The 20401-nt window shown below is 48.6% G+C and carries 13 protein-coding genes; 5 read left to right on the top strand and 8 right to left on the bottom strand.

Going from position 1 to position 20401, the window contains the following annotated elements:
* Positions 1 to 3: 3 nt before the first annotated feature.
* The 4 genes from BTV99_RS00515 to BTV99_RS00500 form a co-directional block, all read right to left on the bottom strand.
* Positions 4 to 1152, bottom strand: coding sequence for an imelysin family protein (locus BTV99_RS00515; RefSeq protein ID WP_075100403.1), 1149 nt, complete (start codon positions 1150 to 1152; stop codon positions 4 to 6).
* Between the two features lie 95 nt (positions 1153 to 1247).
* On the bottom strand, positions 1248 to 2909 hold the full coding sequence (locus BTV99_RS00510; protein WP_075100402.1) for a di-heme oxidoredictase family protein: 1662 nt from the start codon (positions 2907 to 2909) through the stop codon (positions 1248 to 1250).
* Between the two features lie 272 nt (positions 2910 to 3181).
* Entirely contained in the window at positions 3182 to 4642 is a 1461-nt protein-coding gene (locus BTV99_RS00505) for an imelysin family protein (RefSeq protein WP_075100401.1), read from the bottom strand.
* Between the two features lie 304 nt (positions 4643 to 4946).
* Positions 4947 to 5603, bottom strand: coding sequence for an OmpA family protein (locus BTV99_RS00500; protein WP_075100400.1), 657 nt, complete (start codon positions 5601 to 5603; stop codon positions 4947 to 4949).
* A 456-nt stretch (positions 5604 to 6059) separates the two neighbouring features.
* Between BTV99_RS00500 and BTV99_RS00495 the strand changes: the two genes are divergently transcribed.
* The 5 genes from BTV99_RS00495 to minE all read left to right on the top strand — a co-directional run bounded on the left by BTV99_RS00495 (position 6060) and on the right by minE (position 11007).
* Positions 6060 to 7025 (top strand): acyltransferase, encoded by a 966-nt coding sequence (locus BTV99_RS00495; RefSeq protein WP_075100399.1) that lies wholly within the window; start codon positions 6060 to 6062, stop codon positions 7023 to 7025.
* A gap of 295 nt (positions 7026 to 7320) precedes the next feature.
* Positions 7321 to 8418, top strand: a complete 1098-nt coding sequence (locus BTV99_RS00490; protein WP_075100398.1) for a hypothetical protein — start codon at positions 7321 to 7323, stop codon at positions 8416 to 8418.
* A 135-nt stretch (positions 8419 to 8553) separates the two neighbouring features.
* Positions 8554 to 9390 (top strand): septum site-determining protein MinC, encoded by an 837-nt coding sequence (minC, locus tag BTV99_RS00485; protein WP_075100397.1) that lies wholly within the window; start codon positions 8554 to 8556, stop codon positions 9388 to 9390.
* 511 nt (positions 9391 to 9901) lie between these two features.
* Positions 9902 to 10714: a septum site-determining protein MinD gene (gene minD / locus BTV99_RS00480; RefSeq protein WP_075100396.1), complete on the top strand. Its 813-nt coding sequence runs from the start codon at positions 9902 to 9904 to the stop codon at positions 10712 to 10714.
* Positions 10715 to 10716: 2 nt separating this feature from the next.
* A complete protein-coding gene (minE, locus tag BTV99_RS00475; protein ID WP_075100395.1) occupies positions 10717 to 11007 on the top strand; it encodes a cell division topological specificity factor MinE in 291 nt (96 codons plus the stop codon).
* A gap of 210 nt (positions 11008 to 11217) precedes the next feature.
* Here the strand turns inward: minE and BTV99_RS00470 are convergent, their stop codons facing one another.
* The 4 genes from BTV99_RS00470 to BTV99_RS00455 all read right to left on the bottom strand — a co-directional run bounded on the left by BTV99_RS00470 (position 11218) and on the right by BTV99_RS00455 (position 20359).
* Complete coding sequence (locus tag BTV99_RS00470; RefSeq protein ID WP_075100394.1) at positions 11218 to 11745, bottom strand: cytochrome b; 528 nt, start codon at positions 11743 to 11745, stop codon at positions 11218 to 11220.
* A gap of 121 nt (positions 11746 to 11866) precedes the next feature.
* Positions 11867 to 12373, bottom strand: a complete 507-nt coding sequence (locus BTV99_RS00465) for a hypothetical protein (RefSeq protein WP_075100393.1) — start codon at positions 12371 to 12373, stop codon at positions 11867 to 11869.
* A gap of 17 nt (positions 12374 to 12390) precedes the next feature.
* Positions 12391 to 13392, bottom strand: a complete 1002-nt coding sequence (locus tag BTV99_RS00460; protein ID WP_075100392.1) for a chemotaxis protein CheB — start codon at positions 13390 to 13392, stop codon at positions 12391 to 12393.
* Positions 13382 to 20359 (bottom strand): Hpt domain-containing protein, encoded by a 6978-nt coding sequence (locus BTV99_RS00455; protein ID WP_075100391.1) that lies wholly within the window; start codon positions 20357 to 20359, stop codon positions 13382 to 13384. The genes BTV99_RS00460 and BTV99_RS00455 overlap by 11 nt, the downstream gene beginning before the upstream one ends.
* Positions 20360 to 20401 lie beyond the last annotated feature (42 nt).

Raw genomic sequence — 20401 nt, 5'->3', positions numbered from 1 at the left:
TATTTAATCGCCATCGGTACTATTAAAGCCCACACGGATACCGAGTGTCGGTATCAGCTGGCGCTTGATAATACGGGTAATGGAGGTTAGATGGTCATACAATTCTTGCTGCGTTGCTTTATCAGCCGTGGCGATATCTTCTGGCATCTGCGCCAATAGCGTGGTGGCATCTGCTAAGGCAGTCGATAGCGTATCAGCGACGTTGTTTTCATTATTACTGCCAAGGATAGCCGTCAGGACAGGGTCGGTCAGCGCCTCATTTAACGTGGCTAATTTGGCATTGATAATGGCGCGGCTTTGGCCAGCAGTGGCGGCTGGCACATGACCTTTGGCTTTGCCGGTCAGTCCCAAAGGCTGATCAATGGCGTTCGACTTCATGGTCTCAACCAATGACAATAACGAATTGAACCATTGGTTTAAGCCTTGATCGCTATCAGCTGTTTTATCAATCGCCAACAGTGTTGTCGCATTTTTTTGCCAGTCTTTTTCGATGTTTTGTAGGCGCGTACTCAAGGCGTCACTGGCGCTTAGCACATAAGCACACTGCCCCGCATCCAAGCGATCATTGGCGTACAGTGCTTCTTCTAGCCCTGGCACCCCTTGCACGATAGCACTCTCATCAGCGAGCTGCGCTGCGGTGAGCTTTGGATTGGCTGCGATCAAATCAGCCACACCGCTATGCACCAGCCCGCGCTCATCAGGATAGTAGTTGATATATAGGTTGCTCATGCTAGCGGTGGCAGGCCCAAAGTTGATCATCTCAGCGCGCGACCACGCTTGTGCCAGCACCAGCCACTGATCCCGCAGCGTTTGCAGCTCATCACCGCTGACTGCGCCTGACTGACAGTGCTTTTGTGCCAGCTCATGCAGCAGCTCACTTTGGCGCGCTGCATCGGCATAGGCAGGAATGACGAGATCATCTGCCACATGGCTCAGATAGGTCTTTTCTGTCTCAGCGCTGATATCGACAGCAGCGATACGCTCTGTCCTGTTATTTTTATCATCTACAGACGGCGTAGCGGCGCTATCTTGCGCGACTTCTTGACCCTCAGAGTCTGGCGCTTTGTTTTCATCTGCAGGTTTGACGCAGCTGATCAGCAGACCCGCGCTCAAAGCAGACAGTGCCATTGCTACAGCAGGGTTTATTTTCATAATTTTCTCGGTATTTGTATGAATGATTTTGTCAATCGTTTATTGGTCATTTGCTAAGAGCGCAACCTTTGCCCACAAGCCTTTTGTCACGCAATTTATAGCGACTGCAAGAACGCTGTCAATTCAGCCCGTCCTTGCTTGTCTAACTGTAGGACTTTTTGTTTTTGTTTTTCGGCCTCGCCGCCGTGCCATAGTACCGCTTCCATCAAGGTGCGTGCACGGCCGTCATGCAAAAACGTCGCTTGCAGATCGACCGTTTGGGCAAGACCAATACCCCATAAAGCCGGCGTTCGCCATTCATAAGAGTTGGCCAAAAACTCTACTTGTGCGTCTTTGGGCGGCAGCTTACCAGCGATCGTCCGATCGGCAAGCTCGTCGCCCATATCATGCAGCAGCAAATCAGTATAAGGATAAATCACTTGTCCGTGCTGCTCAAGATGGTCATCGTCGGTTTTTGGCAACTGATAGCGCGGGGTATGACAGCTTTGGCAGCCCATATCATAAAAGCGTTTTTTGCCAGCAAGCACCAGCTTATCCTCGGCATTGCGGCGATGCGGGACAGCCAGATTGCGCGTATAAAACTCCACAAACTTGGCCACCTCGTCATTGACTTCCACCGGCGGCTTACCACCGCCTTGCTCATCAGCGCCCGTGGTTGCATTGACACACGCCGTTTGCGCAGGCATGCAGGACTCATGAGGGCGGATATTTGAGGTCAGCCCCATGTCTTCATTAAAGGCACTTTGGTTTTGTGTCAAAAGCTTGGTTTGTCCTGCTTTCCAGCCAAAGCGTCCCAACGCGGTTTTGCCCGTCTGTGGATCCATGACCCAGTTAAACTTACCACTGATATCAGCGCTGTCATTATCGACGGCTTGTTTTTTGATATCGTCATCGGGTATTTGTTCCAACAGTCCAAGCCCAATCATCGGCAAGGCCACGCGCGGCGATACCATCATCTCATCATCAAACGCGCCATAGCCAGGGCTAGTCAGATGAAAGGTAGGCGCGCGCAGGGTTTCGACATGACCATCAGCGAAAGTGACGGGCTTGTCTGTCCACTGCACCGCGATTCTTGCTTCAGCAGGTACGCCCTGAATACCGCGATCTTGTAGCTGGCCGCCATACATCGGATGCACGATTTTTTCGATTAGCGAGTTTTGTAGCTGCGCTCGCTCCTCATCGGTGGTCGCTGGCATCGCCAAACGAATCAGCAAGCTGTCGGCATCGTCCTCACTACTCATCGGTGCGTGGCCACGGCCATCTTTGATATGGCAAGACTGACAAGCCGCGACGTTAAACAATGCTCCAAGACCATCACGGCTATCGGTACTGGCAGGTGCAACCACCCACGGCTGACGAAAAAACGCATTACCAATAAAAAAACTGCCCTTACGTGAGGCGGACAGATTGGATGAAGGTTTGGAATAGCTCTCGCTGCTGGTAATGCTAATACCCGTGTCGCCGCCTTGTTTGATCTCTTGCGGGTCAAATGTCACCAGCTGCTGCATCGGCACGCCAGCCAGCGATTCCACGGTTTGCGTACGTTTGGGCGTCAAAGCGGACGCGCCTTCGCCACTTGCAACGGCAGTGTCATTGGTGTTTTTATTGATCGATGCGCTGTCTGACGTGCTATCCGTGGGCTGACAAGCGCTGATGGCGATTGCACCTACGATGGTAAGCGCAAGTTTAAACGATGTACCTTGTAAGCTTGAAGAAAAGAAAGGGAAAGCAGAGGACTTGGTATGAATGACGCTCATAGGAGTTGCCTTAGTTCTAGAGTAGAACCATTAAAATGGCTGGCTATAACAGTATTTTTTCTTATCAATATAACGGTATAAAAATACATCGACGCTATAAATTAACGTCTGACCTATTTTATTGCACGTAAAAATACGTTGCTAACGGTCGTTAACAACGCATGTATTATATATAACTTGCACTTTTACAAACATATCTTTCATCAGCTTTTCATGACTTGTAAGACATTATCGACATCATGAAATTATTCTAAGCAAGAGAAGTCAATCGCTTAAAACTGTGAGCCAGCGTCCGCGTCTAAGTTATCGATACCGACTGCTTTTGCCGCATTTTCGATACCATCTGTCAGCGCTTGCAGACTTGTGATACCCGCCTCGATCCAGCCGCGGCGTTTGTTTTGCTCTTCTGCTGAGATGTCATGCTTGCTCGCTTGACCGACTGTTGCAATCATTTGATCGACCTTGATGCCTTCTTTTTCGCCTTTTTCTACGATGACATTAAAAGCGTCTTCGACCTTTTTAAAGTCAGCAGTCAGCTTATCAACCGCTTCTTGATGACCACTATCGATCAGATAGTTTTTGACACCGTAGCCACCGATGGTTTTGCCAGCGACAGTCTTATAGCTGCCATTAAAGACATTTTGGATGCCGCGTGCGTTATTGGCATAGCTTAGGTGAGTTAAGTCACTAAAGCACTCGTGCTCATCTTCAGTAGAGCCCGTCACAAACGCGACCTGCATGCGCTCAGAGGCCAGCTCACCTAAGGCCAAGCTGCCCATTTGATACATGATTTGACGTAGGCCATTGTCGTATTTACGCGCCATCAGATCGCTACGTAGAGTGTTTTCGCTCTCAGGCTGCCACTCGGCTTCCATCGCTGTGAGGTCGTCTACCAGCAACTGCGCTGCCGCTTTTAAGAACTCGCCGCGACGCTCACAGATACTGGCGTCTTCATTGACCGTATCACCACTGGTACATTGTCCAGCTTCGGTGACATAATCAGTCACAGGGCGCTCGCCTGCCCCTGCGCTGACGCCGTTGGTGTCTTGGCCCCATAGCATAAACTCAATCGCATGATAGCCTGTGGTGACATTGGCTTCACTACCGCCGATCTCATTCATATCTGCCAGTAGCTCAGGTGTAATACTGCTGGTGTCTTGTTTGATACTACCGACCGTGATGCTGTCGCTATTGATGATATTGTCTTGGCTGTTGTACTCGCCTTCGTAACTATCGCTGACATAGTCGATCAAAGCTTCATCAAGTGGCCACGCATTGACCTGACCTTCCCAGCCATCGACGCTACCGATGGCGCGCTTATCATTGGCCGTCACAAACCCTTCATCAAAACGGAAAACCTCTGTCTGAGAGTATGGCTGACGCGCCGTTTTGTAAGCTGCTTTTGCCGCCTCTAGATTGGCCTCAGTGGGCGTGTCTACATAGGTTTCTACCGCTTTTTGTAACGCTTTAGCCGTCTCAAGTGAGTCTTTGTAGGCGGCATGAGCCATATTGGCATAGCTGATTACCAGTCTGTCAGTATGTGCCTGATCGGTCGCCGATAGCTCGCCGCTGTCCGCTGACTCTGCGCTTTGTACTTCTGTTTGACTCTCTGCACTTGTCTCAGCATTTTCGTCGGTTTGTTTGGTACAACCCGACACCATTAATAACCCTGCCAGCGCAGCAGCCAAAGCGGTGGGGAAAATCTTACGGCTCGTTCCTGTGGTAATCGTCATACACATCCTCAAAGATATTACAAAAGAAAAATCGTCGTCAGTGTCACAGCGCGTACTGACTTTATCTATATATCATAATGTAGATAAAGTCAGTATCAGTTATTGCGCTTATGTTACGGCACTTATCTAAAACCTCTATGAATTATAGGGTTATTGATAATCATTATCAATATTTAATTTTACATCAGCATTCACAGCGATGGCGATAGTCTGATATTAGGCATAAAAAAAGCCAGCAATTCGCTGACTCTTTTATGATCGATCTACATATTATAGCTATTTTACTTATCGATAGAACGACAAATTAGTTAACGCTCTGTGGCGAGTTGATGGTCAACTCAACGCGGCGGTTTTGCTGGCGACCATAGTCGGTGCTGTTGTCCGCAACTGGGCGGGACTCGCCGTAAGCCACTACATTGATACGGTTAGAAGACACGCCGCGTGCTGTTAGGTAGTTGGCTACTGAATAAGCACGGTCACGTGATAGACCCATGTTATAAGAAGCTGAACCGCGGCTGTCTGTATGACCTGCGATGTTTACCGTGGTCTTGTTGTACTGGTTCATGGTAGAGGCCAGCTTATCAAGTGTTGGCTTGAAAGATGAGCTTAGGGTCGCATCATCAAAAGCAAAGGTGATGTTGCCTGGCATGACAAGGTCGATGTTACCTGTATTTGGGTTTTGCTCAACCGTTACGCCTGTCCCTGCCATTTGCTGCTCAAGCTGTTTGGCTTGACGCTCCATGTAGTAACCGACGCCAGCACCCAATGCAGCACCGATAGCCGCATCACGGCCAGTCTTATCGCCGCCAGTCGCTTTCGATACTACCGCGCCGCCCGCTGCACCCGCTAGCGTACCTAGAGCGGTTTTGTTTAGACGCTGTTGTCCAGTGTTAGGGTCAGTGGTACAACCGCTTAATGCCAAGCCTGAAGCCACTGCCGCAATCATTAGTTTGTTACGCATAATATTTCCTCTTAAGTTTAAACCATTAAAATGACAAATAAATTGTGCTTTTTATAAAGATTTTTCCATTAATCTCATTTAGGTGCTTGTATACACTCATCATTATTATGGCAATTACAATCTCATTATGTGTAATATTTTGTCACACCTATGTATGAGAAATGCAGAATATACTATTAAAAAAGACAGGGTTTTGCGCGGTTTTCTTCCGCTGCGATATTTTTTACTCATGAGCACTGATAATCATAAAAAAGACTCTTTACCGACAAAATCATTCGCTCTCACGCCGATTATCAGCCTCATCTCAAAACTTGTTATCGCAAGTCACGTTTACACTCGTACACTATGAGTGCTTTCTGCTAAAATCACTTCGTATATGAACTTACTTCACCACACCTTTTGTCTTAAGCGGTGGACCATAAATATCCCAACAATACCGATTGAAAAGGATTTAGCATGCGACTGACATCTACTATCAAAAAAATACATAAGCGTAGCCCTAAGCTCGGAAAAGCGGTCTCGCTTGCGACGGCGACGGGCGTCATTGCAGCCAACAGCTTTGGTGGTAGTATTCCTTTGTGGTTAATGGGCGTGGGCAAAATCATCACCGGCGCGCCGATCGCCGATAAAACCGTCATCAAAATCGCCAACCACTGGATCAGTAGCAATAATGCCTTGATTGATAACATGTTGCCGCGTAAGGACTGGCGGATCAGCCTGCCCGACGACGTCAATACTGAGGGCAAATATCTGCTCATTAGCAACCATCAGTCTTGGGTCGATACCAGCATTGTCCAATACATCAGCGAAAAACGCTTGCCGCTCACACGGTTTTTTACCAAGTTTGAGCTGATTTATATCCCAATCGTGGGTCAGGCGTTTTACTTTTTGGATTTCCCAATGATGCGCCGACATTCAAAAGAAGCAGTGGCAAAAAACCCCGCCCTAAAAGGCCAAGATATCGAGGAAGCCAAACGTGCCTGCGCGTTGTTAAAAGACAAGCCCTTCACGTTGTTAAATTACCTAGAGGGCACGCGCTTTACCCAAGCCAAACACGAACAGCAAAAATCTCCTTATACACATTTGCTCAAGCCACGCGCCGGCGGACTTTCTTTAGCCATCAATGCACTGGGCAGTGAGATGGATGGCCTGCTGGATATGACCATCGTGTATCCTGATGGCGTCCCTACCTACAGCGATCTGTGGAAAGGCAATATCAAACGCTTAGGCGTTGACGTCAGATACCTAGACATCCCAGCTGAGCTGTTTGCTGGGATTAAACGCGGCGGCTACGAAAACGATGAGCAAGTAAAAGCACAAATGTTTGCGTGGATTGAGCAAGTCTGGCGCGACAAAGATCAGCGCATCAGCGACATGTTAGCAGATTTTGAGCACAACCCTGCCGCTGACCATACTTCATAATACTTGAGTACTTCATAATACTTGAGTACTTCATAATACTTGAATGCTGCATGATGGCTAAATAGTAGCCAAATCACTGGTGGCTGGTCTTGCGCGGCGAGCCACACTATCGGCATTCACGTATCGTTTTTATTGCAAGCGACCGATATCATAAAAGATGGGTTGTTTTTTAGTCCTATTCATTGATAATGTGAGTCATGATCCGCTGATGGTGTGATGACGGTGAGGATGTATGTATCGTACGCCGTCTATCTCACTTATGCTTTGTACCATTTATCATTAATAAGGTCTGACTGTGCCCGCCTCATCTACTCCTAGCTCGCAGCTGAACACAGCCCCTGTGCCCAATCAGTCAACTCGGCTACCTGACCATCCGCCGCCTAGTCGCCCCAATCGGCCGAAGCCAAACCGCGCAAAGCTGGCTTATGATATTGTGATGATCGTGGCCATCAGTATTGATCTGTTGCTGATCAGTATCGATGCGATTTTGATGAGCAATTTTAGCAGTCATGTCGCAGAGTGGCTGCGCATCAGTGAGGCGCTGCTTTGGTATCAAAACACCTTACACGACCCCTTGCGTACCGCTGGTGGCTTTTTTACGATATTTTTGATCGCAGAGCTGTTGCTACGCTGGGCGATTGCAATCAAAGACAACGTATATTATCGCTGGTTCTTTTTTCCTTTTGTGCATTGGTATGAAGTGCTTGGCTGTTTTCCGCAGCTGCGCGCGCTGCGCTTGTTTCGTGCTGTCATCATTGGTCGCCGTCTGTATCAGCTTGGCTATCAAGTACTGCCGCAGCCTTGGATCAATCGCATCAAGTTTTATATTGACCTCTTATTAGAAGAGCTGTCTGATCGCGTGATACTGACTACCATCCAAAACTTTCGGCAGCAGCTGACCAATCCTGAAACACACAAATCCTTTATCGAATCCACGATAGCGCGCAATCGTCGTGAGATAGAAGCTGCGGTACTCTCCGTCCTGCGCACAGAGCTGGTGCCCAAACTACAGGCATTGACTGCAGCCTCAGGCGGCGGCAGCATACTCGCCCGTGAGATGGGCGGCGCTATCGAAGAAGGCTTGGCCAATACGCCTGAGCTGCGTCGCTATCTGCGCATGATACCCATCGCTGGCAGCCTGATTGAGTCGCAGCTACAGCATGTCGGGCACAATATTGGGGAAAACGTCGTGTACGCCCTAAATAAACGTCTGCTAGACCCTGAGCGCTTAGATGAGTTGATGGTGGCCATTGCCAGTGGTATTGCGCAAATAGACACCGACAACAGCGCACTGGACACTTTAGTCTCTAGTATTATCGACGATAGTTTGACGGAGTTTGAAGCACAGGTAAAAGTACAGCAGTGGAAACATCAAGACATGCTCAACCTTTGAGCGATACATTTGACCATCAGCCCAATGCCAGATAACGACTGGTACCACACAGCATCACTGAGTCATACAGCGTATGACACGACAATACATAGTACGGTAAAGACAGCGACAAGATTATCTCTTGAGGATTGATATATGACAGTTTTAGATAATGGCACCCAAGGCCCAAGCGCCGCACCAGCGTTGGCGTTTTATGGCAAGATGCTGACCTTTTCGCGTTTGCAGTTTGGCACAGATGATCTCAGTGCTATCGACGCTCAGCTTGCAGCCACACTCAGCGGTAAATCAAGCAATATCCCAGTCCTTATCGATAGCGAGGTCGAGCAGGATCTCTCTGCTTTGGTAGAGCTGCTATGGTCGTGGGGACTACAGCCCATCGGTGTCGTCACAGGTTTGCTAGACGCACAGGCGCGTGAGCTGCGTTTGGCCATTTTTCCTGCTGATGGCAAGCGTATTGAGCGCATTTTACCGACCAAAAAACCAGCGACCCAGCGTCAGCAAGTCACCGCAGACCAACCTGCTGAATCAAGCGCGGCCAGCAGTCCAGAAGACAACGCCGCGACAGATAGCACCGCTACCACTGAGACAACGCTCGCTGATGTTGCCGCTGAGACATTGGTCAGCGCTGAGCAAATCACCAGCCTTATTTATGACCAAATGCTACGCTCAGGCCAAAGCCTCAATCATGTGGGCGGCGATTTGATTTTGACCAATAGCGTCAATAGCGGCGCTGAAGCCATCACTGACAACAGCCTACACGTATATGGGCGTGCGCAAGGCCGTCTGGTAGCAGGTGCCACCGGCGACAAAGACGCGCGTATCTTCTGTCAAGTCTTTAACCCCTCATTGGTATCGGTCGCTGGCACTTACTGCCTGCGCGACAACCTACCTGAGCACGTGATCGACAAATCAGTACAAGTGCGGTTTGTCGAAGGAGAAGGTTTAGTATTTACAGTCATGGATGATGTATAGCGCTAGTAGACAAAAATGCCAGCCGCAATACCAGCAGCTCTGGCTTGTAAACGTCTGCGCAAATAAAAACATGGCTGGCGACAAATAATGCTACGATATTGGCAGTCTCGCTATAGATAATGACCGCTTTAATAGTACTGTAAGTTTATTTAACAAAACTGCTCTATGATGAATTGCTGGCTCTGCCACTATTTACCCTATTCATCAGCGCTCGCTATATCATCTATTAAGGCGTTTATGTTACGCCGGTCTATAGGCTATAAAGAGGTGCCATAGCACAAGTTATGTTGGTATTGAACTCGGTATCGTCGTTTAGATATAAATACACTGGCATCTGATGGTGTGCAGGGCGACTGATACAGATTGTTTACTGCCGTATAGACTTGCTATAAATTTTTGTTTATTTATGCTAGGCTACTTTCGCAGGTAGTGCTTATATTTACAGTGAACGATATAAGCGTGCGCTATTTTTTATAATAGATATCCCATTGATTCATAGGAGTGTGCCATTGTGGCGAAGATAGTTGTCATCACTTCAGGTAAAGGCGGCGTGGGCAAAACCACGACAAGTGCCTCTTTTGCCGCCGGTTTAGCATTGCGTGGTTATAAGACGGTCGTTATCGATTTTGATGTAGGTCTACGTAATCTAGACTTAATCATGGGTTGCGAAAATCGAATCGTGTACGACTTTGTCGATGTGATCAACGGCAATGCTCGTTTGTCGCAAGCGCTTGTCAAAGACAAACAGCTTGAAAACTTGTATATCCTTCCTGCCAGTCAAACGCGTGATAAAGACGCTTTGACAGATGAGGGCGTGAGCGAGGTCATGTCTGAGCTGTCTAAGCAGTTTGACTATATCATCTGCGACTCGCCTGCTGGTATCGAGCGCGGCGCGCAGCTGGCCATGTATCATGCTGATGAAGCCATCATCGTCACCAACCCTGAGATTTCCTCGGTTCGTGACTCAGATCGCATTATTGGTATTTTACAAAGTCAAACAAAAAAAGTTGCAGAAAACCAAGGCTCTGTCCGCGAGCATTTGGTCATCACGCGCTACAATCCTGAACGTGCAGCAGCAAATGAGATGATGGACATTGACACCATCTCTAATGATATTTTAAAAGTACCATTGCTCGGTGTGGTGCCCGAAAGCCACTCTGTCCTAGAAGCCTCTAACCATGGTGAGCCTGTGATTCATTATGGCGATTCGGTTGCTGGTCAATGTTATGATGACATCGTCGCCCGCTTTTTGGGTGAAGAGCGTCCGCTGCGTCATATCGATGTGAAGAAAAAGAGTCTACTACAGCGCTGGTTTGGGAGTTAATAATGAGTAAGAAAAAAGGATTTTGGAGTAGCCTATTTGGTACTGATGACAGCAGTAGTGCTGGTAGCGCCAACTTAGCCACTGAGCGTCTTAAGGTCATCGTTGCAAGCGAAAACCGCCTAAACAGTCGTCTCACCGTCGATCGCATCGAAAAAATGAAGCGTGAAATACTAGAGGTGGTCAATAAATACGTCAATGGTGTACAGATTGATGATGTCAATATCAATCATCGCTCCGAAGACAGCTTAGACGTCTTAGAAATGAACATCAATTTGCCTGAGCACAAAAGATAAGTCTGGCAGTACAGCGCCTCTTATCAGCGATTTTGTGACGCATACGAAAAAGCCCTAAGCATCTTACTTAGGGCTTTTCTATGTGGCAATCTGACGGGTGACTTTTAGCAAGTGATATGACATTACTCATATGAGACGATCTTCTGTTATACCTCGTTGCGTCAGTCCATCACCTACGCTGCATACGCTTAATATCGATGCTCAGTGTGCTTATTTCATACGAGCGAGCAGGTTGTCTTTTTTGACAAACTGATGATACAACGCTGCAGCGATATGTAGCAATGTAAAGGCGATAATCATCGGCCAAATGATATCGGTATGCATGTCATTAAAAAAACGCGCCAAGCTTCTATCTGGTGTGACAAACACCGGAATCTGAAACAAACCAAAAATATCCACCGGTCTGCCACCATATACAGACATCAACAAACCCGCCAACGGCATCGCGATCAATGTGGCATACAAGGCAAAGTGCGACAATTTAGAGACCCACAACTGCCAAGCTGGCATGGGCAGTGCTGGCGGCGCTTTGGTAAAGACACGGTTAATCACCCGCGCAATCATCCAAAACAATAAACTGACCCCAAACGCCTTATGCAAGCCGATATAAAGATTGCTATCGAGGTTTTCGTATAACAATATCAGAAGCCAAGTGATTAGCAATAAAACCGCACTAATCCAATGAAACACGCGACTAGTGACTGACCACTTGGACATATTTGACTGTGTGTTATTCATGAGCTGCTCTATTACCCTTATCGCTATTTATGACAGTGATTGGTTGGCAATGCACACAAGAAAAACGAATAGCCGTAGGTTTGTACCTATTTTAAAACCGATTAACGATACCAACCGAACGCTAGCTGTCCATCTCAACCAACTGATGCGCGATTTTTTCTAAATCAGGCACCACATAAACGGTGTCCTCAATCATCACCGTTTGAAAAAGGTAGGATAGCATACCCTCTGCCGTAAAGCGTCCCTCAGCGTTAATTTTATCCGCGCTGTCAGAGTCGGCAAAATACGCCTGCCTATCTGTATCTCTCACATCAGAGATACCCACTTGGCGCTGATACAACTGACCTGACGTCTGGAGCGCCATGCGGTGCTCTATGGTGTTACCTTCTAGTATAATCATCTTATCAGGCGTTTGTTCTTGCGTGAGCAGATCAAACACAGGCAATACTTGCTGCTGCCAATAATAGCTGGAGGCGCGCTCATGAGTGTCCTCAATGCTCAAAATCAGACCGCTTGGAATAATCCAATCAGGCTGATTAAAAGCGGGAACAAAAGTGACATCCAGCATACCGTGGTTTGTGGTCAGCAAGCTGACTGCTTCAAACGAGTGTCGTAAAATTTGTTTCATACATCGCTCACAGTAAGTTAACGCAAAGAGGCCGTCGCCTTTTCACCAATATAGTCGGTAAGTTTTTGTGCCAATTGAACAGGGCTGCCGACAAAACCACAATAACCTGAATCAATGATGGCCTGCGGTTGGCTCGGACAAGCACTCAAGCTTGGCTCTTGTGCCCATAATTGGCTGTCATTGTCTTGAATAAGATCCAAGTATTGCGAGCCATCATCACCCATACCTGAAAATATGATGTTGATAAGCTCACTGCCGTACACATCGCTGGTGTTTTTTAAAATCTGGCCAATAGCTGGTTTGTATTCACCATCCCAAGGCTGCTCTAGCAGTATCACCCGCCCAGTAGAGTCACAGACTATCTGCTTGTCTATAGGGGCTATCAGACATTGACCAGCTCGCAGACGCTGCGATGAGGTGATGACCTGACAGCGCCACTCGTTGTGGCGATTTAAAATACGTGGCAGCGTACCAATCATAGTTTGGTTAAAATGATGCGCGAGTAAAATACAAATCGGTAGCGTGGGCGATAAGTTATCCAAAAACTCTTTTACCGCGCTCGGCCCACCCATAGAGGCACCCAAAAACACCACATAATGCCAGTCATTATCAGTATCATCGCTTTTATAGACAGGCGTATGCACCAACACGGGCAATGCCAGCATCTGCGCCAGCTTACGCTTTAGTTTACGCTGCCATTTAGCATACAGCTGCGCTTCATTGAGATAAGGGGCTTGACTAAATCCCACCAGCACGGCGGCAGGTTTGGAAGCAGCCGTCACCGTCGCCATATCATCATCATAGTCGCTATCGATCAGCCAAATGTCTATTTCGGCCTCAAAAAGTGCGGTTTTTTTTTGCAATTGCGCGCGCGATACACAGTCTATTAGCGCAAAACCGCAGCTACGAACCGTGTCTGAAAACGCCATGCGCTGATGATGGTCTTCGGCCACCACCAGCACCTTTATATTTGCTTTTGTCTTCCCTGTTAGTGCCAAAACACCTGCATTATCCTTCATAAGTTAAGCTGACCTCATCGCCCAGCAGTCTCTGGATTTTGTTAAGCAGCTGTTTTTCTTGAAACGGTTTGCCCATATAGTCATTTACCCCAATCTCTAAGGCGCGCTGACGATGCTTTTCACCAGTACGCGAGGTGATCATAATGATTGGAATATGCTGTAAGCGCTGGTTGTTTCTGACTTGTGTTGCCACCTCAAAGCCATCCATCCGCGGCATCTCAATATCGAGCAATATCATATCTGGCGTGGTTTCTTGTAGTATTTCGATAGCATCGATACCATCTTTGGCAAGTGCTACATTGAAACCTTGACGCTCTAAGAAGCGAGAGGTCACTTTACGTACCGTGACTGAGTCATCCACCACCAGTACCGTCGGTTTTGACTGAGTGCCGCTAGGCTTGGTCACGTTTTTGACCCTTGGGGCATTTCGCATTAGGGCAATCAAGTCCAAAATCGGCATGACCGAGCCATCACCCATGATGGTCGCCGCCGAAACGCCTGAGAGGTTGGATAGCTGCTGTCCCAGTGGTTTGACGACCACTTCAATACGCGAGCCTGCAATCTGATCGACCTGTAAGGCGATGTTTTGTCCCGTGCGGTTTTTGATGATAATCAGGGGTAGGCTAGTGTTGGTATTGACCATCAGCTCGTTGAGCTTATTACCCGAGAGAATCTCGTTGAGATAACGCACGCGGTAATCATTCCCTTCAAACGCTAACGTGGCGTCGTTGGACTGATAATACTCATAAAGTTTTTCTGGGTTGATACGCACCACACGCTCGATCTGTACCAGTGGAATGGCATAGTAGCGATCGGCGGCACGCACGACCAGCGCATCAGACACGGCAACTGTCAGTGGTAAGCGCATGGTAAAGCGTGACCCTTTGCCCAGCTCCGACACCACGGTGACCGCCCCGCCCAACTGGCGAATCTCACTGATCACCACATCCATACCAACGCCGCGGCCTGAGATTTGCGTCACTTGCTTACTGGTACTCAAGCCGGCATTAAAGATATATTGCATGATATCGACATCAGTCAGGCTATCGTCATTGGCATCGATAAGGCCTTGAGAGATGGCTTTGTTGCGTACGGCTTCTACATCGATACCGCGGCCATCATCCGATAACTGAATGACGACTTCACTCCCTTCGCGGTGCACCTCTAAAGTGATATGACCGCTACGCTCTTTGCCTGCTTTGAGTCGAGCCGAGGTGTTTTCGATACCGTGGTCGACAGCGTTTCGCAGCATATGCTCAAGCGGTGAGGTAATCCGCTCCAAAATGGTTCTATCCATCTCATCATCAGCATTGATAATGGTCAATTCTACAGATTTATTAAGCTCGTTTGCAGTCTGACGGACGATACGCTCCAGACGCGGGGTCAAGCGCGTAAACGGCACCATACGCGAGTTCATCAAACCGTCCTGTAGCTCGGTTTGTGTACGTGCCAGCTGCAGCAGCAAGCTTTCGCTATCACGGGTTTTTTCTAATAAAGTGTGGTTGATATCGACCAAATCCGATGCCGACTCTGACAATGATTTGGACAACTGATTGAGTGACGAGTACTGATCCATCTCCAATGGATCAAAACCTTCATTATTAATCAGCTCGTCATCGATTTGCGACAGTATCTGTGCTTCAAGTTCCGTCTCCATACGGCGCAGCTGATCGGCCAAGCGCTGTACGGTAATGCCCATCTCTTCGATACTGTTGGTCAAGCTGCTCATACCCATATCGATACGAGCACGGTTGATCGCAGACTCACCCGATAGGTTGATCATATGCTCAATCAAGCCACCTGAGATACGAATCATCTCATTGCTGCTGGCACTCTGCTCTTCCTCATCAGTCTCTGCAAACATCGATGGCATCTGACTGATGTCTTTTTCTAGATATTGTGAATCCTGTGCTTCTTTTGCCAGCAAGATCGCTGTACGCTGTGCTTGCAGCGACTCTTTCGGCACTTGTTTTAGGCTATTAGGGTTTTTACCAAACTGCTGGAGCGCTTCAATCAGTAGCGTCGGCGTTGGCGGGTTGACCTGTAGACCTAGCATAAATACCGCATCTGCCAGCCAGTCGTGACAAGCAACAATCAATGCTTGAGCTTTTTCGGTTGCAGGACGGCGACGGCTGGCAAAGTTTTTATACGTCGCTTCTAGCTCATAAGCCAAGTCAGCGATGCCGCTGGCGCCGACCATTTTGGCGCCACCTGTGATGGTATGCAGATCACGCTGTAGCGACTGTAACGCCACGGTATCTTCGGCATCTTGTAAAAACACTTGCAAGTGTCGGTTTTGGTTGGTCAGCTCTTCTGCTTCTTCTAAAAACACCGCCAAAAGATCAGGATCAGGCAAGCCATTGGCCCATGATTGCTTGATCATGGTATCTAAGCTGACCGTGTCTGCTACTTCATGGCTCTGCTGGGTATTGTCAGCCTGTACTTGGGTGGCGGCGTCGAAGTGGTTGGTCGGTGCTGGTATGATCAGCTCAACCACCGCTGGCAATGTGTCTGCTTTTTCAAACTGTTGTAACTGCTCAATCAATTCTGTAGCAAAAAACGACTGCTGATGACGAACGATATGCATGACTTGCAATGACATGGTGTCCTGCACCACTTGCATAATCTTTAACCACTGTGCGGTTGGTGTTTTCCTGTTTTCTACAAAGGCTTCATAAATGCTCTCCGCCTCGTGGGTCAGGTCGCCAATACTGCTAATACCCGCCATTCTTGCGCCACCTTTGATGGTGTGTAGGTGACGCTGCAATACTTTAAGCGCGTTGATATTGGTGATATCGGCACGCCACTTACTAAAGCTTTCATCCAGCGCGTCATCTAGCTCTTGCGCTTCTTCTAAGAAAATCTCAAGCAGCTCTACATCGGTATCGATCGACTCAAGCTGCAGCTCGGGTGCAGCAACCGTGCGAACCATCGACTCAGCATCATCGCCGTCATCGAAGCCAGCAAGCGCCTGCAACTCATGTAGCACTTGCGGGTCGACTTTTAGTGAAGTGCTGCCAGCGAGTGCATCAAACAAGCCGACCAATTGCGCGTGGCCAGCGAGTAACACCGCCTGCACCTCTGCTTGTTTTGCCGATTCTGGATGCCGCTGTAGATAAGCATAAGCGTGCGCCAAACCGCCAAGGATGGCAGTGAATTTTGGAAATTCTTGGGCTTTATTGGTGAGGTGTTTGATTTGGCTAAGTTGCTGCTCTATATAGCGCTGAGCCTGCGAGATATCCCCCTGACTTAGCGCCTCCTCTAGCTCCCACTCAGCGTCTAATAACTCATCAATATTGTCATCCAACAACTGCTCAATCGTTGGCTTATTGTCGGAGGCTGTCTGATCGTCATGGATGAGATACTGCTCACCAAGCATGGCTTGCAATGACGCAATATCTTGCTGGCTTTGGGCATCTTCCACCGAGACATCAGTTTGTTGAACGTTTTGCTTATAATTCGTTAGATAGCCATTGATCAGCATAGCTGACCGTGCCAATGCCTCTAAATGCAGCGGCGTCATCGCGGTGTCTTGCTGTTGTAGCAACTCTAAACTATGCTCTATCGTCGCACTCACGTCACTGATAGCCGCTAACGCACTAGAGCCTGATGCGCCGCGCAGCGTATGAAAGGCTCGTACAATCTCATCGGTCACCTCAATCTGAGGCTGATCTCGATGCGTGGCAACAAACTGCTCAATGTCTTGTAATAACGCTTCGGCTTCATCGATGAAAATCTCACAGAAGGCTTGCTCTTCTTCGCTCTGCGGCGTCAAAATCACCGGTGCTTCTGCCATCATCTCATTGACAGAGGTGAGCGACTGCAAGGTGCTATCTATCTCTATGGCCGCTACAGCGTCCCTTACCTCGCTGTCATCACTGTCATCACTACCTTCATAGTCGCGCGCAGCCTCAATCTCATCGGCATCAGTCTCATACCACCGCTCTGAAGCTAAAGCCAAGTCGTCTTTGTGAATATCAGACGCAGGCGTACTGCCCGTTTGCGCCATTAAGGCTGGGTAACTAAAGTCCTGAGATTTTTGTTTGCTATAGGCGTTTGCACAGGCAATCCATAACGGTATCAGTGCTGGATACTCTTCACCACCTTGCTCAAAGGTAGCGAGCATCGCTGGGTAAGCGGCTAATACATCAGCTATTAGCTGAGTGATATCTGCTGTCACCTCAATACTGCGATCCAGTACACGATTGAGCATATTTTCAATAGCCCAAGCCAGCTCAGCGCTATAGTTGGCCCCGACCATGCGGCCTGAGCCTTTTAGGGTATGGAAACCGCGGCGAATATCTGTCAAGGCATCTAGGTCAGTAGGAGACATGCGCCAGTTTTCATACAAAGGCACGATTTCGCTCAATACCTCATCGGCCTCTTCGATAAATATCTCTTTAATATCAGGGTCTGCATCATTGGCATCGGCTGGTAGCTGCCCAGCATCTGGCATAAAGGGCGCAAGCACTGCTGGAACCTCAAGATCAAACAAAGACACCGTTTCGCCGCGCGCTTCGGTATCGGCTGTATCCATACCGATCTCATCAGACGCAGCGGCATCATTACTCTGTAATGCAGCGACGTCAGCTGCCACTTGCACTTCATCAGCCAGCATTTCCGCCTCAGCCCCTGACTCGGTGTCAGAGATGGCCAATGCAGACTCGCTCTCGGCCAATCCAGCGTCGATAGGCTGTCCGCTCAATAGGTTACGGCTTTGCAAAATTGTCATAGCAGGATCCACACTTGGCGGCCGTTTCGCTTGAAAGTCGGCGACGAGAGTAGGCAGATGCGTTGTGGTTTGCGTGACCAGAGTTACCACGTCTTCGGTGACAGGCAAGGTGTTGTCCAACAATCGATTCAGCAAGTTTTCGATAGACCAAGCCATCTCACTGATACTAAAAGCCCCCACCATGCGCCCTGAGCCTTTTAGAGTATGGAAACCTCTGCGCACTTCTGTCAAGGGTGTCAAATCCTGTGAGTCTTGCTGCCAAATAGGCAAAAAGTCTTCTAAATCAGCGATCACTTCTGTGACTTCTTCGATAAATATCTCACGGATATCAGCATCTGCCTCAAAGCTATCAGGCTGCAGCTGCGCGCGAGCCTCGGCCAATGCCTCACTATCCTTATGCGTAGCACTGTCATCGTGCACGTTGTCATCACGCATGTTGTCATCCTCTGGCGCATCATCGGATGGCTGAGCAGATAGATCATGACTGGCAGGAGCAATCTCACCGCTGTCATCATAGCGCAGCACGTCAGTTGCGGCAGGTGTCTGGGTATGAAAAGTATCACTAACCATCTCTGGTGCCTCAATATAAGCATCAAGCAGTGCTTCTGCTCTGGCCGTATGCTCACTTGCGAGCGTTAATAGTTGCTGATCAAAAACCTGCTGAGCCAGATAATCTAACAACAGCTCGATTGACGTCAGTGCTTCCGCCAAGGCTTGCGTCACATCCCAACTCAGCGCATCAATCTCATGCGTTTTTAGCTGGCTAAAGATATGCGCGACCTGATCGGTGGTTTGGCAGATCGTTGGCAACCCCATATCATCAAAGGCTTGACCGATTTTTGCAAAGTCAGCATTCTTCGGTAGCAGCTGCACTTCTTGACGCTGTATATACTCATTAAAGCTTTGTTTGACGTCTTCGACAGCGATGCGCAGCTCACGCAGCTCTTCACCCGCCGACACAGCATCAGCACTTGTGACGGGTTGCTCGTTGGCACTAGCAAGTACATCAGAAAAAGGAACAAACGCGGCGGCCTCACCAATCTTTTGCGAGATCACTTGCTCCGTATTGTAAATAGCGCTGTATAGCTCTTGCAGCTTTTGTTCAATTTGCCATTGTACTTGGGTCAGCGCCGCCTCAGACGCCAGCGCTTGCTCTATTTCGGTCAGTATTTCTGCCACTTGAGCGGCATAATATGTCCAACCACGCCCCTCCAGCTGGGCTTGTATCTTTTGCAGCGGATACAACAGTGTGGTTGGCTTGTCTAAATGAAAAACCAAAGTCTCAAGTTCACTCAATATACGCGGTAAAAAACGCGACTCTACCGCCGAGCTTTGGGGCAAGTTGCTCAGTAGCGACTGCGTATTGTCACTGCTTTGGTCGAGACCACTTAGCTCGATATAGATATTGGTTATAAGGCTGTTGATGACACTTGGCACAGGCGGTGTTTGCTGTACAAAAGCGTCAATGATCTGCTCAAGCTCGCTTAACAGAGGGGCATACTGCTTAGGCAACGGAGCGGTATTTTGCGCAAGCTCACTAAACCACAGCTCAGTCAAGTACCAAAGCTGCTGCAAATCTTCATCTTGGCTCGTCTGCTGCAGGTATTGGCTGACTTTTTCTAGCGGGGTTAATAACGGCGGCTGATTACTATTAACACTTAACAGCACCTGTACTTGTTGTCGCCAGACGAGCAATAACTGCTGGTATTGCTGCTCGTCTAGATGCTCGGTGACGTCATCTGTTCGCACAGGTACGGCTAGCTCAAACCCATCCACAGCCGCATCTGTGTCAGTTTTTTGATGCAATGCGCCCTGCTGAATAGCGCTGGATGCCAATGATGACCCACTAGCCGCTCCCAATTGCGTTAGCACCTCAAGCAGTTGCTCCGCGGCGGCCATGATTGGGGCGGTATGGTGACTGCCGATGCGAGCATACTGATTTAGCGCTCGCTGCAACAATCGGTGCGCCAGCTGACCCACGCGGCGCGCCTCGCTAGCTAGGCCATCGCGGCCACCAACTTCTGCTAATGCGCTGAGCTTGTATGCCAGATCTGCCAATGCCGGTAGATTGCTCATGATGAGCGCGCCACCGAGCTGATGATAGGGCACGACCATGTGCTCATAATTGATGGGATCAGCGTCTAATTGCCAGCCATCCGATACCTGTGATAATTGCTGATTAAATAGAGGGAGCAACCACTCAAGCGTCACTATGTCATTGGGCTGGTTTTTCATAGGGTCATCCTAACTCGTCTAGGCACTAATTTTGCCACTCAT

It is taken from the genome of Psychrobacter sp. Rd 27.2 (genome assembly GCF_001921755.1).
Lineage (GTDB): Bacteria > Pseudomonadota > Gammaproteobacteria > Pseudomonadales > Moraxellaceae > Psychrobacter > Psychrobacter celer.
This window is presented reverse-complemented; position numbering and strand designations above follow the sequence as displayed.